Raw genomic sequence first — 15,267 nt, 5'->3', positions numbered from 1 at the left:
CTTCACCCGTCACCGGCAACCATAGGCGCCGCGTACGACAACGCCGGACGGGCTTGACTTTCCGAGGCCCGTCCGGCGTGTGTCCCGCTGTCGTCCCGCCTACCGCACGAAGACGCCCGCCTGGCTCGCGAGGTCCAGGAAGTACTGCGGGGCGAGGCCCAGCACCAGGGTGACGGCGACGCCGACCGCGATGGTGGTCATCGTGAGCGGGGAGGGGACGGCGACCGTGGGGCCGTCCGCCTTCGGCTCGCTGAAGAACATCAGGACGATGACCCGGATGTAGAAGAACGCGGCGATGGCCGACGAGATCACACCGACCACGACGAGCCCGGACGCGCCGCCGTCCGCCGCCGCCTTGAAGACGGCGAACTTGCCGGAGAAGCCCGAGGTGAGCGGGATGCCCGCGAAGGACAGCAGGAAGACCGCGAAGACCGCCGCGGTCAGCGGGGAGCGCCGCCCGAGACCGGCCCACTTCGACAGGTGCGTCGCCTCTCCGCCCGCGTCGCGCACCAGGGTGACGACGGCGAAGGCGCCGACGGTCACGAAGGAGTACACCGCGAGGTAGAAGAGGACCGACGAGATGCCCTGCGGACTGGCCGCGATGACACCGGCGAGGATGAAGCCCGCGTGTGCGATCGAGGAGTAGGCCAGCAGCCGCTTGATGTCGGTCTGGGTGATCGCGACGACCGCGCCGCCCAGCATCGTGACGATCGCCACGCCCCACATGACGGGGCGCAGGTCCCAGGTGAGGCCCGGCAGCACCACGTACAGCAGGCGCAGCAGGGCTCCGAACGCGGCGACCTTGGTGGCCGCCGCCATGAAGCCGGTGACCGGGGTGGGGGCGCCCTGGTAGACGTCCGGGGTCCACATGTGGAACGGGACCGCGCCGACCTTGAAGAGCAGGCCCATGAGGATCATCGCGCCTCCGATGAGGAGCAGCGCGTCGTTGCCCATGGTGTCCGCGAGGGCCGGGTCGATCTGCTGGACCGTGCCGTCCACCACGTTCGCGATGCCCGCGTACGAGACGGTGCCCGCGTAGCCGTAGAGCAGGGCGATCCCGAAGAGGAGGAACGCCGAGGAGAACGAGCCGAGCAGGAAGTACTTCACGGCGGACTCCTGCGACATCAGCCGCTTGCGGCGGGCGATGGCGCACAGGAGGTAGAGCGGGAGGGAGAAGACCTCCAGGGCGACGAACAGGGTCAGCAGGTCGTTGGCCGCGGGGAAGACGAGCATGCCCGCCACGGAGAAGAGGACCAGCGGGAAGACCTCGGTCGTGGTGAAGCCGGCCCTCACGGCGGCCTTCTCGCTGTCGCTGCCGGGGACCGACCCGGCCTGCGCGGCGAAGGAGTCCACCCGGTTTCCGTGCGCGGCCGGGTCCAGGCGCCGCTCGGCGAACGTGAAGACGGAGACCATGGAGACGAGCAGGATGGTCCCCTGCAGGAACAGGGCCGGGCCGTCGACCGCCACGGCGCCCATCGCGGCGATGTGCGCGTTCTTCGTGGCGTACCCGTCGGCGGCGAGGCCCACCACGGCGGCGAACGCGGCCGCGAGGGCGACGACGGTCAGGAACACCTGGGTGGTGTACCGGGCCCGGCGGGGGACGAACGCCTCCACCAGGACGCCCAGGACGGCGACGCCGACCACGATCAGGACGGGCGCGAGCTGGGCGTATTCGATGGTCGGCGCGGTGAACGTGTCGCCCGGTGCGGCCGAGGTCACCCCGCCCGCCGTCGTCCACAGGCTGTGGACAGCTGTTGCGCTCACTTGGCGGCCTCCACCTCGGGCTGGGGGTCCTTCTTCTGTACGTCGTGCATGGTGTGCCGCACCGCGGGGTCGACGACCTCCGTGAGCGGCTTCGGGAAGACACCCAGGAAGATCAGCATCGCGATCAGCGGCAGGGCCACCGCCAGTTCCCTGACCCTGAGGTCGGGCATGCCCCCGATCCCCTCCCTGACCGGCCCCGTCATCGTCCGCTGGTAGAGGACCAGGACGTAGAGCGCGGCCAGGACGATCCCCACCGTCGCGATGATCCCGGCCGCCGGGTAGGCGCTGAAGGCGCCCACGAGGACGAGGAACTCACTGACGAACGGGGCGAGACCGGGCAGGGACAGCGTGGCCAGCCCGCCGATCAGGAACGTCCCCGCCAGCACGGGTGCCACCTTCTGCACCCCGCCGTAGTCGGAGATGAGCCGCGAGCCGCGCCGGGTGATCAGGAATCCGGCGACCAGCATCAGCGCCGCCGTCGACAGGCCGTGGTTGACCATGTAGAGCGTGGCCCCGGACTGGCCCTGGCTGGTCATCGCGAAGATGCCGAGCACGATGAAGCCGAAGTGCGAGATCGACGCGTAGGCGATGAGCCGCTTGATGTCCCGCTGGCCGACGGCCAGCAGCGCCCCGTAGACGATGGAGATCAGGGCCAGCACGAGGATCACCGGCGTCGCCCACTTGCTGGCCTCCGGGAACAGCTGGAGGCAGAAGCGGAGCATCGCGAAGGTGCCGACCTTGTCGACGACCGCGGTGATCAGGACGGCGACCGGGGTGGTCGCCTCCCCCATGGCGTTGGGCAGCCAGGTGTGCAGCGGCCACAGCGGCGCCTTCACCGCGAAGGCGAAGAAGAAACCGAGGAACAGCCACCGCTCGGTACCGGTCGCCATGTCCAGCGAGCCGTTGGCACGGGCCTCGGCGATCTCGGAGAGCGAGAAGCTCCCCGCGACGACGTACAGCCCGATGACGGCGGCCAGCATGATGAGGCCGCCGACGAGGTTGTAGAGGAGGAACTTCACGGCCGCGTAGCTGCGCTGCGCCGCCGCGTTCTCGTCGCTGCCCGCGTGCGCCCGGTCCCCGAAGCCGCCGATGAGGAAGTACATCGGGATGAGCATGGCTTCGAAGAGGATGTAGAAGAGGAAGACGTCGGTGGCCACGAAGGAGAGGATCACCATCGCTTCCACCATCAGGATCAGGGCGAAGAAGCCCTGGGTGGGACGCCAGCGCGAGGAGGACGTCTCCAGGGGGTCGGCGTCGTGCCAGCCGGCCAGCACGACGAAGGGGATCAGCAGCGCGGTGAGCGCCAGGAGCGCCACCCCGATGCCGTCGACGCCCAGTTCGTACCGGACGCCGAAGTCCTTGATCCAGGCGTGCGATTCGGTGAGCTGGTAGCGGTCGCCGCCCGGCTCGAAGCGGGCGAACACGATGCCGGCCAGCGCGAGCGTGGCCAGCGAGACGACCAGGGCGAGCCACTTGGCCGCGGTGCGGCGTGCGGCCGGGACGGCGGCGGTGGCGATCGCACCGATCGCCGGGAGGGCCGCCGTCGCGGTCAGGAGGGGAAAGGACATGGGATCAGACCGCCCTCATCAGCAGGGTGGCGGCGATGAGGACCGCCGCACCGCCGAACATCGAGACCGCGTACGAGCGGGCGTAGCCGTTCTGCAGCTTGCGCAGCCGGCCGGAGAGCCCGCCCATGGAAGCGGCCGTGCCGTTGACGACGCCGTCGACCAGGGTGTGGTCGACGTAGACCAGGGAGCGGGTGAGGTGTTCACCGCCGCGGACCAGGACCACGTGGTTGAAGTCGTCCTGGAGCAGGTCCCTGCGGGCCGCCCGGGTGAGCAGCGAGCCGCGCGGGGCGACGGCCGGGACGGGCTTGCGCCCGTACATGGCCCAGGCGATCGCGACACCGACGACGAGCACGACCATGGTGGCCGCGGTGACGGTGGTGGCGCTGACCGGGGCGTGGCCGTGGTCGTGTCCGGTGACGGGCTCCAGCCAGTGCAGGAACCGGTCGCCGATGGAGAAGAACCCGCCGGCGAACACCGATCCGAAGGCCAGGACGACCATCGGGATCGTCATGGACCTCGGTGACTCGTGCGGATGCGGCTCGCCGTGCTCACCGCGCGTCTCGGCGGCGGGCTCCACGTCGGGCTCGGCGGGCGACGGTGTCGCCGCACTGCGCCAGCGCTCCTCGCCGAAGAACGTCATCAGCATCACGCGCGTCATGTAGAACGCGGTGATCGCGGCACCCAGCAGGGCGACGGAGCCGAGGATCCAGCCCTCGGTGCCCCCCTTGGCGAAGGCCGCCTCGATGATCTTGTCCTTGGAGAAGAAGCCGGACAGGCCGGGGAAGCCGATGATCGCCAGGTAGCCGAGGCCGAAGGTCACGAAGGTGACCGGCATGTACTTCCGCAGTCCGCCGTACCTGCGCATGTCGACCTCGTCGTTCATGCCGTGCATGACCGAACCGGCACCGAGGAAGAGCCCGGCCTTGAAGAAGCCGTGCGTCACCAGGTGCATGATCGCGAAGACGTACCCGATGGGGCCGAGGCCCGCCGCCAGGATCATGTAGCCGATCTGCGACATCGTCGAGCCGGCGAGGGCCTTCTTGATGTCGTCCTTCGCGCAACCGACGATCGCACCGAAGAGGAGCGTGACGGCTCCGACGACCACGACGACCAGCTGGGCGTCGGGCGCCGCGTTGAAGACGGCGCCCGAGCGGACGACGAGGTAGACGCCCGCGGTCACCATGGTGGCGGCGTGGATCAGGGCCGAGACCGGGGTCGGGCCCTCCATCGCGTCGCCGAGCCAGGACTGCAGCGGTACCTGTGCCGACTTGCCGCAGGCGGCGAGCAGCAGCATCAGGCCGATGGCGGTGAGCTTGCCCTCTCCGGTGTCCCCGGTCGCTTCGAGCACCGGCCCGAAGGTGAAGGTGCCGAAGGTGGTGAACATCAGCATGATCGCGATGGACAGGCCCATGTCGCCGACCCGGTTGACCAGGAATGCCTTCTTGGCGGCGGTGGCCGCGCTGGGCTTGTGCTGCCAGAAGCCGATGAGCAGGTACGAGGCCAGGCCGACACCCTCCCAGCCGACGTACAGCAGGAGGTAGTTGTCCGCGATCACCAGCAGGAGCATCGCGGCCAGGAAGAGGTTCAGGTAGCCGAAGAAGCGGCGGCGCCGCTCGTCGTGCTCCATGTAACCGACCGAGTAGATGTGGATGAGCGTGCCCACACCGGTGATCAGCAGGACGAACGTCATCGACAGCTGGTCGAGCTGGAAGGCCACGTCGGCCTGGAACCCCTCGACGGGGATCCAGCTGTACAGCGTCTGGTGCAGGGCCCGGTCCTCGGCGTCCCTGCCGAGCATGTCGGTGAACAGCACGACGCCGACGACGAAGGACGCGCCGGCGAGCAGGGTGCCGATCCAGTGGCCCGCGCCGTCGAGACGCCGGCCGCCGCACAGGAGGACCGCGGCTCCGAGCAGGGGCGCCGCGACCAGCAGCGCGATCAGGTTTTCCACGACTGCGACCCCTTACAGCTTCATCAGGCTGGCGTCGTCGACCGAGGCCGAGTGGCGTGAGCGGAACAGCGACACGATGATCGCGAGCCCGACGACGACCTCGGCGGCGGCGACGACCATCGTGAAGAACGCGATGATCTGGCCGTCGAGGTTGCCGTGCATCCGGGAGAACGCGACGAACGCGAGGTTGCAGGCGTTGAGCATCAGCTCGATGCACATGAACACCACGATCGCGTTCCGCCTGATCAGTACGCCGGAGGCGCCGATCGTGAACAACAGGGCCGCGAGGTAGAGGTAGTTGACGGGATTCACTTGGTGACCTCCTCCTCTTCTTCTTCGTGGTCACGGCCCAGCCGCACCTCGGAGCGCCGTTCCAGCGCCTTCAGGTCGGCGAGCGATTCGCCCGACACGTCGCGGACCTGGCCGCGCTGACGCAGCGTCTGCATGACGGTCAGCTCGGACGGGGTGCCGTCCGGGAGCAGTCCCGCGATGTCGACGGCGTTGTGCCGTGCGTAGACACCGGGGGCGGGGAGCGGCGGGACGTGGCTGCTGCGCACCCGCTCCTGGGACATCTCCCGCTGGGTCTTCGCGCGTTCGGTGCGCTCCCGGTGGGTGAGCAGCATCGCGCCGACGGTCGCCGTGATCAGCAGGGCGCCGGTGATCTCGAACGCGAACACGTACTTGGTGAAGATGAGGTTGGCGAGGCCCTCGACGTTTCCGCCGTGCCGGGCGTTCGCCGCGCCGAGGCCGTTGAAGCTCCTCAGGGAGGCCTGCCCGATGCCGGCGATCAGGAGGACGCCGAACCCGAGCCCGCAGGCGGCGGCCAGCCACCGCTGTCCCCTGAGGGTCTCCTTGAGGGAGTCCGCGGCCGTGACGCCGACGAGCATGACGACGAAGAGGAACAGCATCATGATGGCGCCGGTGTAGACGACGATCTGGACGATGCCCAGGAAGTAGGCGCCGTTGGCGAGGTAGAAGACCGCCAGCACGATCATGGTGCCGGCGAGCGAGAGCGCGCTGTGCACCGCCTTCCGCATGAGGACGGTGGAGAGCGCGCCGACGACGGCGACGGTACCGAGCAGCCAGAACTGGACGGCCTCGCCGGTGGAGGTGGCGGTGGCCGCCGCGGCCAGGGAGGCGCTCACGCGTCCACCTCCTTGTCCGCTTCTCCTTCGGAGACGACCCGCTGGCGCTCCGTGCCGGGAGCGGCCTCGGTCACCAGGCCCCGGTAGTAGTCCTGTTCGTCCATGCCGGGGAAGATCGCGTGCGGGCTGTCGACCATGCCTTCCTCCAGGCCCGCGAGCAGCTCGTCCTTGGTGTAGATGAGGCTCTCGCGGGTGGTGTTGGCGAGCTCGAACTCGTTCGTCATGGTCAGCGCACGCGTGGGGCACGCCTCGATGCAGAGTCCGCACAGGATGCAGCGCGCGTAGTTGATCTGGTAGACGCGGCCGTAGCGTTCCCCCGGTGAGTAGCGCTCCTCGTCGGTGTTGTCCGCGCCCTCCACGTAGATCGCGTCCGCGGGGCACGCCCACGCGCACAGTTCGCAGCCGACGCACTTCTCCAGCCCGTCCGGGTGGCGGTTGAGCTGGTGCCGGCCGTGGAAGCGCGGTGCCGTCACCTTCTGCGTTTCCGGGTACTGCTCGGTCAGCCGCTTCTTGAACATGGCCTTGAAGGTCACGCCGAAGCCGGCGACCGGATTCATGAACTTGTCCCCTGAGGGCTCCGATGGCTCAGACACCGTCAGCCTCCTTTCCCTTTTCCGCGAGGTCGTCACCGGGAGTGTCCGACCCGCCACTGACAACGAGCTCCCGCTCGCGCCGCGGCGTGCGGCGCGGCACCGGCGGCAGGGTCTGGCCCGGCAGTGGCGGTACCGGGTAGCCGCCCGCCATCGGGTCGAACTCCGGCTCCGGGCCGGCCGCCTCCCCGGCGGACTTCGCCTTGCGGTCGCGGAAGGCGTCGGCGACGAACGAGATCAGCAGCACCGCGATGACGGCCCCCGCGACGTACAGCAGGATCCGCGAGAAGTCGTAACCCTCGTTGCGCAGCGCCCTGACGGTGGCGACCAGCATCAGCCAGACCACCGAGACGGGGATGAGCACCTTCCAGCCGAGCTTCATCAGCTGGTCGTAGCGGACCCGTGGCAGCGTGCCGCGCAGCCAGATGAAGAAGAAGAGGAGCAGCTGCACCTTGACGACGAACCAGAGCATCGGCCACCAGCCGTGGTTCGCGCCCTCCCAGAAGGTGCTGACCGGGTAGGGGGCCCGCCAGCCGCCGAGGAACAGCGTCACGGACACCGCGGAGACGGTCACCATGTTGACGTACTCGGCGAGCATGAACATCGCGAACTTGATGGACGAGTACTCGGTGTTGAACCCGCCGACCAGGTCGCCCTCGGACTCCGGCATGTCGAACGGGGCGCGGTTGGTCTCCCCGACCATCGTGACGACGTAGATGATGAAGGAGACCGGGAGCAGGATGATGAACCAGCGGTCCTCCTGCGCCGCGACGATCTCCGACGTCGACATCGAACCCGAGTAGAGGAACACCGAGGCGAACGCGGCGCCCATGGCGATCTCGTAGCTGATCATCTGGGCGCAGGAGCGCAGACCGCCGAGCAGCGGGTACGTCGATCCGGACGACCAGCCGGCCAGCACGATGCCGTAGATGCCGACGGAGGCGACCGCGAGGATGTACAGCATCGCGATCGGCAGGTCGGTCAGCTGCATCGTCGTGCGGTGGCCGAAGATCGAGACCTCGTTGCCGGCCGGGCCGAACGGGATGACCGCGATGGCCATGAAGGCGGGGGCGGCGGCGATGATCGGGGCCAGGACGTAGACGACCTTGTCGGCCCGCTTGACGACGACGTCCTCCTTCAGCATCAGCTTGATGCCGTCGGCGAGCGACTGGAGCATGCCCCACGGGCCGTGCCGGTTGGGGCCGATGCGCAGCTGCATCCAGGCCACGACCTTGCGCTCCCACACGATGGAGAACAGCACGGTCACCATCAGGAAGGCGAAGCAGAACACCGCCTTGACGACGACGAGCCACCACGGGTCCGTGCCGAACACCGAGAGGTCCTCGGCGGCCAGGACGGTGCCCCGGGGGGCCGCCGCGAGTTGGGCGAGGGCGGTCACTCTCCTACCTCCGAAGTCACGACGTGGGAGCCGGGTGCGGCAGGACCGATGCGCACCAGGCCGCCCGGCCGGGCGCCGGTGTCCGCGGGGACGCCGCGGCCGACGGAGTTGAGCGGCACCCAGACCACCCGGTCGGGCATCTCGGTGACCGCGAGCGGGAGTTCGGTGGTGCCGGCGGGGCCGGTGACGGCCAGCAGGTCGCCGTCCTTCACGCCCGCCTCGGCCGCCGTGGCCGCGGAGACCCTGGCGACGGCCGCGTGCCGGGTCGCGGCCAGCGCCTCGTCGCCCTCCTGGAGCCTGCCCCGGTCGAGCAGCAGCCGGTGGCCCGCGAGCACCGCCTCCCCGTCGCCGGGCCGCGGCACGGGACGGGAGGCCGTGTGCGGGTCCTCGGCGTACGGGCCGGGCCTGCCGCCGAGGCGGTCCAGCTCACGGCGGACCGCCCGCAGGTCGGGCAGCGCGAGGTGGACGTCCAGCGCGTCGGCCAGCATGTGCAGGACCCGCGCGTCGGTCGGGCAGAGGGTGCGGGGCAGCTGCTCGGGCTTGAGCGCGGCCTCGAACATGCGGGCCCGCCCCTCCCAGTTGAGGAAGGTGCCGGGCTTCTCGGCGACGGCGGCGACGGGAAGCACCACGTCGGCCCGCTCGGTGACCCGGCCGGGCCGCAGTTCGAGCGACACGAGGAAACCGGTCGATGCCTTCGGCCATGTCCCGGTCGGAGGCTTCCACCAGGCCGTCGGTGAACAGCATCAGCACGTCGCCGGGGGCCAGCGAGCCCTTGACCGCGTCGAACTGCGCCCCGTCGTAGACGCCGAGCAGCGGGCCCTCGGCGGCCTTCTCCTCCCACCGGCCGCTGCCCGCGTGCAGTTGCAGCGCGGGCGGGTGGCCGGCCGAGAGGAGTTCGTAATCGCCGGACTCCAGGTCCAGGACGAGGTGGATGGAGGTGGCGAAGCCCTCCTCCCAGTCCTGGCGCAGGAGGTAGCCGTTGGCGGCGGGCAGGAACCCGTGCGGCGGCAGCGAGCCGAGGAGTCCGCCGAAGGCCCCGGACAGCAGCAGCGCCCGGGAGCCGGCGTCCATGCCCTTGCCCGACACGTCGGTGAGGACGACTTCCAGGGTCCGCCCGCCGTTGGTGCGGGCCGCGACCACGAAGTCGCCCGAGAACGACTGGCCGCCCGCCGGGCGGAGCGCCATCTCGCGGTGCCAGCCCTGGGGCAGCCGGGGCAGGGCGCTCTGCACCCGGATGCGTTCGCGCAGGTCGAAGAGCATGGTCCCGCCACGCCGCCACGGCACCCCCACCCGTGCCCGGAACTGGGCGAGGACGAGCCCGAAGAACCCACAGGCGGCGACGGTCAGGACGATGCCGGGGGTGACGCGGGCGGGCCCGTCCGCGTAGGGGCCGAGGACGACGGACTCCACGATGAGGGCGGCTGCCGCGGTCGCGTAGAGAGCCAGCAGGCTGGCCGGCCTCAGCAGCAGACCACCGGCGATGATCGGCAGCGCGAGGGCCGCCGGCGAGCACCAGACCGGGTTGAGGAGACTGGCGAAGGTGATCGCGGGAACGATGAGCAGCAGACCGGCCAGGGCTATCCAGTCCGACCCGTCGCCGCGGAAGTAGTCGACGCCCGACCTGCGCAGCGCGATGCGCGCCCGGTGCGCCGATTTTCGCCACCGGGCCGGGTACGCGTCTACTCCTGTGCGACGGGCCATTGCGGGGACCCTATCCACTGGGCGGCCTCCGGTGCAGGGGGACCCCCGTGACAATGTGTCGGAAATTGGGTCGCCGCCCGCGCCGTTGCCTTGGTAGGCATGGCATATGACGACAGAGCTGAGGCCGCCGGCGGCTGCCGAGTGGGACGCGTGGTTCGGGTGCACGGAGCGTGCCTTCGGCGGGGTCGGCTCGGCCCCCGAGAGGCGTGAGCTGTTCGCGGCGCTGACCGACCCGGCGAGAACCCTCGGTCACCGGGACGGCGAGGACTGGGTGGGGACGGCAGGCGCGTACCGCTTCCGCGTGACCGTGCCCGGTGGGGCCGCGGTGCCCGCCGCCGGTGTGACGATGGTGAGCGTGGCGGCCACGCACCGCAGGCGCGGGCTGCTGACGTCGATGATGCGGCGGCAGCTCGCCGACGTGCACGCGTGGGGCGAGCCGCTCGCGGTGCTGACGGCCTCGGAGCCCGCGATCTACGGCCGCTTCGGTTACGGCGCCGCCGCCCGGGAGATGCGCCTGCGGATCGACACGGCACGGGTGCGGCTCGACGTGCCGCCCGGTACGGACGCGGTCCGGGTGCGGTACGCGTCCCCGGCGGCCGCGCTCGCCGCCTGTGAGGACGTGTACGCGCGGCTGGCGCCCGGCCGGCCCGGCACACCGGTGCGGCAGCCGGGGTGGGACCGGTTGGCGTTGCTCGACCCGGAGCAGACCCGGGAGGGCGCCTCCCCCCTGCAGTGCGTCCTCGCCGAGCGGGACGGCCGGGTCACCGGGTACGCGACGTACCGGGTCAGGCCGGACTGGGACGGCGCCGGCCCCAGGGGCAGCGTCCTGCTGCGGGACCTCGCGGCCCTGGACCCCGCGTCCTGCGCGGCCCTGTGGCGCTTCCTCCTCGGGATCGACCTGGTCTCGGTCGTGGAGTGCCGCAACCGCCCGGCGGACGATGCCGTACTGCACATGGTCTCGGACGTGCGGCGCTGCGAGGTGCACCTGCGGGACGGACTGTACGTGCGGCTCGTCGACGTGGGCGCGGCGCTGGAGGCGCGGAGCTACCGGGCCCCGGTGGACGTGGTGCTGGACGTGGAGGACGCCTTCTGCCCGTGGAACGCGGGGCGCTGGCGGCTGACCGCCGACGAGAAGGGCGTCGCCTCCTGCCGCCGGACCGAGGACCCCGCGGACCTCGCGCTCTCCGTACGGGAGTTGGGTACCGCGTATCTGGGCGGGGTGCCGCTGTCCGGGCTGGCGGCGGCCGGCCGGATCCGTGAGAAGCGGGAGGGCGCGGTGGCCGAGGCCTCGTCGGCGTTCTTCACGGAGGTCGAGCCGTGGTGCCCGCACGAGTTCTGACGGATCCGTCAGGGCCCGCCCCGCACGGGTCCTGGCAGGTGCGTCGCAGCGCCGTTCCCGCGCGGGTCCTGACGGCGCCTCCCGGGAACGGGCCGCCTCAGCGGTGGCTCAGCACGTTGACCACGCGGCCGTTGGGGTCGCGGACGAAGAACCGGCGCACTCCCCACTCCTCGTCCCGCAGCGGGTGCACGATCTCCGCACCACTCCCCCGCACGGCCTCGTACACCGCGTCCACGTCGTCGACCTCGACGCTCATGTCGGGGTCGACGGGCGCCGTGCGGTCCCGGGTCATGAAGCTGACCTGTGCCGCCGGGGTGGAGGGGGAGGCGAAGGTCGTGATCCAGCCGAGGTCCATGACCTCCTCGAAGCCCAGCAGGCCGTAGAAGTCCCGGTTGTCCTGAGGCGCTTCGGACCGGATGACGGGCATGACGCGGCGAATGGTCATCGGACGCTCCGAACGGCGGCGGCGGGTTTTCGGTGCCTCCAGGATTACTACGGACCGGACGCCGGCGCACGCGGTTCCGTGCCGGAAGCCGGCTCGGCCGGCCTCCCGGCCCCCGGACGGGACCGGCGTCGTGGCCGTCGCCGGGCACGGCTAACGGGTCTGGCAGCCCGGGCACCAGAAGAGGTTGCGGGCCGCCAGGTCCGCCGTGCGGATCCCGGTGCCGCAGACGTGGCAGGCCTGCCGCGCGCGGCGGTAGACGTAGACCTCTCCCCCGTGGTCGTCGACGCGCGGAGGCCGGCCCATCGCCTCGGGCAGGTGCTCGGGGCGGACCGTGTCGATCCGGTTGGCGCGCACGCCCTGTCGCATCAGGACCCGGAGGTCGGCCCAGAGGGCGTCCCACTCGCCGCGTGAGAGGTCCCGGCCCGCCCGGTACGGGTCGATGCCGGCGCGGAAGAGGACCTCCGCGCGGTAGACGTTGCCGACGCCGGCGACGACCTTCTGGTCCATGAGCAGGGCGGCCACCGTGACGCGGCTGCGGGAGATCCGCTGCCACGCCCGCTCACCGTCCTCGTCGGTGCGCAGCGGGTCGGGGCCGAGCCTGTCGTGTATCGCCTGCTTCTCGGGACCGGTGATCAGCGCACAGGTGGTGGGTCCCCGCAGATCGGCGTGGTGGGCGTCGTTGAGGAGACGGAGCCGGACCGTGTCGGTGGGCACGGGCGCCGGGGCCGGCCCGAAGGTGAGCTTGCCGAAGAGGCCGAGGTGGATGTGGACCCAGGCCGGTCCGCCGGGCCCGGCCCCGGCGAAGCCGAGGAAGAGGTGCTTGCCGTGGGCGTCGACACCGGTGAGCGGCCGGCCGTCGAGCAGCACCGCGCTGTCGGCGAACTTCCCCTGCGGGCTGCTGACGCGCACCGGTGCGCCGGCGAACCGCTCGCGGTGGTCGGCGGCGAGGCGGTGGATCGTATGCCCCTCGGGCACGGCACGTCTCCTGGGAACACGCCTGTGCCGCCGGGCGGGACCCGGCGGCACAGGGGAAGCGGGTGGGGGCCGGTCAGCCCTGCTGGGGGTGGTGGGCCGGAATCGGCGGGAGCTCGCCGGTGGTCTCGTAGTCCGCCAGCATCTCGATGCGGCGGGTGTGGCGCTGCTCGCCCGAGTACGGGGTGGCCAGGAAGATCTCCACGAACTTCGTGGCCTCCTCCTGGGTGTGCATGCGGCCGCCGACGGCCACCACGTTCGCGTCGTTGTGCTCACGGCCGAGCGCGGCGGTCTGCTCGCTCCAGGCGAGTGCTGCGCGGACGCCCTTGACCTTGTTCGCGGCGATCTGCTCGCCGTTGCCGGAGCCGCCGATGACGATGCCGAGGCTGCCCTGGTCCGCGGCCGTCCGCTCGGCGGCGCGGAGGCAGAACGGCGGGTAGTCGTCCTGTGCGTCGTAGATGTGGGGGCCACAGTCGACGGCCTCGTGGCCATGGGCCGTGAGCCACTCGACGAGGTGGTTCTTGAGTTCGTAGCCGGCATGGTCGGAGCCGAGGTACACGCGCATGGAGCGAAGTGTGGCACGGACCGGGCGGGGTAGCCGTCAGCGGGGTCGGCACCGTCCGCCGCCCCCGGGATGTGGGCCGGGCCACTGTGGCAACGATCGGGTCAAGGACCGGATGAGGGGGTTCCGTTTCTGGTACCGCCCGGGCTTGAATGCGTGGCCGTGCCGCACACCACCCCGCGGCGGCCGGACCGACACACGTGATCAGAAAACGTAAGGATTCGATCCATGACGTCGCAGACGACGCTGGAGCAGCCGGGCCACCAGCCCGGTGACCCGGACAAGGCGAACTCCCCGGACGGTCTCCAGGCCGGCCTCAAGAACCGCCACCTCTCGATGATCGCCATCGGCGGCGTGATCGGGGCCGGCCTCTTCGTGGGCTCCGGCGCCGGCATCGCGGCCGCCGGACCCGCCATTCTCCTGTCGTACGCCCTGGTCGGCCTGATGGTCGTCTTCGTCATGCGGATGCTCGGTGAGATGGCCGTCGCCCGGCCGAGCTCCGGCTCCTTCTCCGCCTACGCCGACCAGGCCCTGGGCCGCTGGGCGGGCTTCTCCATCGGCTGGCTGTACTGGTTCTTCTGGGTCGTGGTGCTCGCCGTCGAGGCCACGGCGGGCGCCAAGATCCTCGAGGGCTGGGTCCCGGGCGTGCCGCAGTGGGCCTGGGCGCTGATCGTCATGCTGGTGCTCACGGCGACGAACCTGGTCTCCGTCGGGTCGTACGGTGAGTTCGAGTTCTGGTTCGCCGGGATCAAGGTCGTGGCGATCGGCGCCTTCGTCGTCGTCGGCCTGCTCGCCGTCTTCGGTGTGCTGCCGGGTTCGGACAGCCCCGGGCCGGGCCTCGCCCACCTGACGGACACCGGGGGCTTCTTCCCCGAGGGGCCGGGCGCCATCCTCACGGGTGTGCTGATGGTCGTCTTCTCCTTCATGGGCAGCGAGATCGTGACCCTGGCCGCCGGCGAGTCGGAGGATCCCCGGCGCGCCGTCTCCAAGGCCACCAACAGCGTGATCTGGCGTATCGCGATCTTCTACCTGGGCTCGATCTTCATCGTCCTCACGCTGCTGCCGTGGAACGACTCGTCGATCGTCGAGGACGGCTCGTACGTCGCCGCACTGAACGTCATCGGCATCCCGCACGCCGGCCAGGTCATGAACGTCATCGTGCTGACGGCCGTGCTGTCCTGCCTCAACTCCGGCCTCTACACGGCCTCGCGCATGGCCTTCTCGCTCGGACAGCGCGGAGACGCCCCCAAGGCCTTCGCCAGGGTGAACAAGCGGGGCGTCCCGCAGGCGGCGATCCTCTCGTCCGTGGTGTTCGGCTTCGTGGCCGTGTTCTTCAACTACGAGTGGCCCGACACGGTGTTCGCGTTCCTGCTGAACTCCTCCGGCGCGGTCGCCCTGTTCGTGTGGCTGGTGATCTGCTTCACGCAGCTGAGGATGCGCGGCATCATCCTGCGCGAGGACCCCGAGAAGCTCGTCGTACGGATGTGGTTCTTCCCCTACCTCACGTGGGCGACGATCGCGATGATCTCGTTCGTCCTCGTCTACATGCTCACCGACGACGCCGGCCGGGAGCAGGTGCTGCTCTCGCTGCTGGTGGCGGTGCTCGTGGTGGCCGTCTCGCTGGTGCGCGAGGCGCGCAAGCGGAAGGCCTCGGCGCCGGTCGCGTGACCCGTACGCCTACCTGACGGAAGACCGCCGGGGACACCGGGGAGGCTCTCCCCGCCACGCGGTCCGGCGGGCGGGGAAGCCTCTTCGGACCGGACGGCGCCGAGGCCTTCCGCTTGCGCGCCTCGCGCACCAGCGAGACGGCCACCACGAGCACCGCCACCAG

At 70.8% G+C, this 15,267-nt stretch carries 12 protein-coding genes and 2 pseudogenes; 2 read left to right on the top strand and 12 right to left on the bottom strand.

Features of this window, described 5'->3' with window-relative positions; genetic code table 11:
• Positions 1-99 precede the first annotated feature (99 nt).
• The 9 genes and pseudogenes from nuoN to ABZ371_RS04825 form a co-directional block, all read right to left on the bottom strand.
• A complete protein-coding gene (gene nuoN / locus ABZ371_RS04865) occupies positions 100-1,764 on the bottom strand; it encodes an NADH-quinone oxidoreductase subunit NuoN (protein WP_358673490.1) in 1,665 nt (554 codons plus the stop codon).
• Positions 1,761-3,332, bottom strand: a complete 1,572-nt coding sequence (locus ABZ371_RS04860; RefSeq protein ID WP_358673487.1) for an NADH-quinone oxidoreductase subunit M — start codon at positions 3,330-3,332, stop codon at positions 1,761-1,763. Before ABZ371_RS04860 ends, nuoN begins: the two co-directional genes overlap by 4 nt.
• A 4-nt stretch (positions 3,333-3,336) precedes the next feature.
• A complete protein-coding gene (nuoL, locus tag ABZ371_RS04855; protein WP_358673484.1) occupies positions 3,337-5,283 on the bottom strand; it encodes an NADH-quinone oxidoreductase subunit L in 1,947 nt (648 codons plus the stop codon).
• 12 nt (positions 5,284-5,295) lie between these two features.
• Positions 5,296-5,595 carry an NADH-quinone oxidoreductase subunit NuoK gene (nuoK, locus tag ABZ371_RS04850; protein WP_069171239.1) on the bottom strand — a complete coding sequence of 100 codons (300 nt, stop codon included), beginning with the start codon at positions 5,593-5,595 and terminating at the stop codon, positions 5,296-5,298.
• Complete coding sequence (locus ABZ371_RS04845) at positions 5,592-6,428, bottom strand: NADH-quinone oxidoreductase subunit J (protein WP_358673481.1); 837 nt, start codon at positions 6,426-6,428, stop codon at positions 5,592-5,594. The genes nuoK and ABZ371_RS04845 overlap by 4 nt, the downstream gene beginning before the upstream one ends.
• On the bottom strand, positions 6,425-7,021 hold the full coding sequence (nuoI, locus tag ABZ371_RS04840; protein ID WP_358673478.1) for an NADH-quinone oxidoreductase subunit NuoI: 597 nt from the start codon (positions 7,019-7,021) through the stop codon (positions 6,425-6,427). The genes ABZ371_RS04845 and nuoI overlap by 4 nt, the downstream gene beginning before the upstream one ends.
• Positions 7,014-8,417 (bottom strand): NADH-quinone oxidoreductase subunit NuoH, encoded by a 1,404-nt coding sequence (nuoH, locus tag ABZ371_RS04835; protein ID WP_358673475.1) that lies wholly within the window; start codon positions 8,415-8,417, stop codon positions 7,014-7,016. The genes nuoI and nuoH overlap by 8 nt, the downstream gene beginning before the upstream one ends.
• Positions 8,414-9,100, bottom strand: a pseudogene (locus ABZ371_RS04830) (molybdopterin dinucleotide binding domain-containing protein); the annotation flags it as partial. The pseudogene ABZ371_RS04830 and the gene nuoH, both read right to left, overlap by 4 nt.
• A pseudogene (locus ABZ371_RS04825) lies at positions 9,099-10,118 on the bottom strand (PP2C family protein-serine/threonine phosphatase); the annotation flags it as partial. The pseudogenes ABZ371_RS04825 and ABZ371_RS04830, both read right to left, overlap by 2 nt.
• 106 nt (positions 10,119-10,224) lie before the next feature.
• Here ABZ371_RS04825 and ABZ371_RS04820 point away from each other — a divergent pair.
• On the top strand, positions 10,225-11,457 hold the full coding sequence (locus ABZ371_RS04820) for a GNAT family N-acetyltransferase (RefSeq protein ID WP_358673472.1): 1,233 nt from the start codon (positions 10,225-10,227) through the stop codon (positions 11,455-11,457).
• A 97-nt stretch (positions 11,458-11,554) separates the two neighbouring features.
• Here ABZ371_RS04820 and ABZ371_RS04815 read toward each other — a convergent pair whose 3' ends face one another.
• The 3 genes from ABZ371_RS04815 to ABZ371_RS04805 form a co-directional block, all read right to left on the bottom strand.
• Entirely contained in the window at positions 11,555-11,902 is a 348-nt protein-coding gene (locus ABZ371_RS04815; RefSeq protein WP_358673469.1) for a VOC family protein, read from the bottom strand.
• Between the two features lie 150 nt (positions 11,903-12,052).
• Entirely contained in the window at positions 12,053-12,877 is an 825-nt protein-coding gene (locus ABZ371_RS04810; RefSeq protein WP_358673466.1) for a DNA-formamidopyrimidine glycosylase family protein, read from the bottom strand.
• Between the two features lie 73 nt (positions 12,878-12,950).
• On the bottom strand, positions 12,951-13,439 hold the full coding sequence (locus tag ABZ371_RS04805; protein ID WP_358673463.1) for a ribose-5-phosphate isomerase: 489 nt from the start codon (positions 13,437-13,439) through the stop codon (positions 12,951-12,953).
• 225 nt (positions 13,440-13,664) lie between these two features.
• Here ABZ371_RS04805 and ABZ371_RS04800 point away from each other — a divergent pair, with 225 nt between their 5' ends.
• On the top strand, positions 13,665-15,104 hold the full coding sequence (locus ABZ371_RS04800; protein WP_358673460.1) for an amino acid permease: 1,440 nt from the start codon (positions 13,665-13,667) through the stop codon (positions 15,102-15,104).
• Positions 15,105-15,267 lie beyond the last annotated feature (163 nt).

Origin of the sequence: Streptomyces sp. NPDC005899 (genome assembly GCF_040629645.1) — a bacterium.
Taxonomy (GTDB): Bacteria; Actinomycetota; Actinomycetes; order Streptomycetales; family Streptomycetaceae; genus Streptomyces.
Note: the sequence above shows the minus strand (reverse complement) of the source record. Positions and strands in the feature narration are given on the sequence as shown.

Coding starts and splice junctions, on each gene's coding strand:
- ABZ371_RS04805 (WP_358673463.1), bottom strand. CDS start 13,439: ATGCGCGTGTACCTCGGCTCCGACCATGCCGGCTACGAACTCAAGAAC.
- ABZ371_RS04820 (WP_358673472.1), top strand. CDS start 10,225: ATGACGACAGAGCTGAGGCCGCCGGCGGCTGCCGAGTGGGACGCGTGG.
- ABZ371_RS04815 (WP_358673469.1), bottom strand. CDS start 11,902: ATGACCATTCGCCGCGTCATGCCCGTCATCCGGTCCGAAGCGCCTCAG.
- ABZ371_RS04860 (WP_358673487.1), bottom strand. CDS start 3,332: ATGTCCTTTCCCCTCCTGACCGCGACGGCGGCCCTCCCGGCGATCGGT.
- ABZ371_RS04800 (WP_358673460.1), top strand. CDS start 13,665: ATGACGTCGCAGACGACGCTGGAGCAGCCGGGCCACCAGCCCGGTGAC.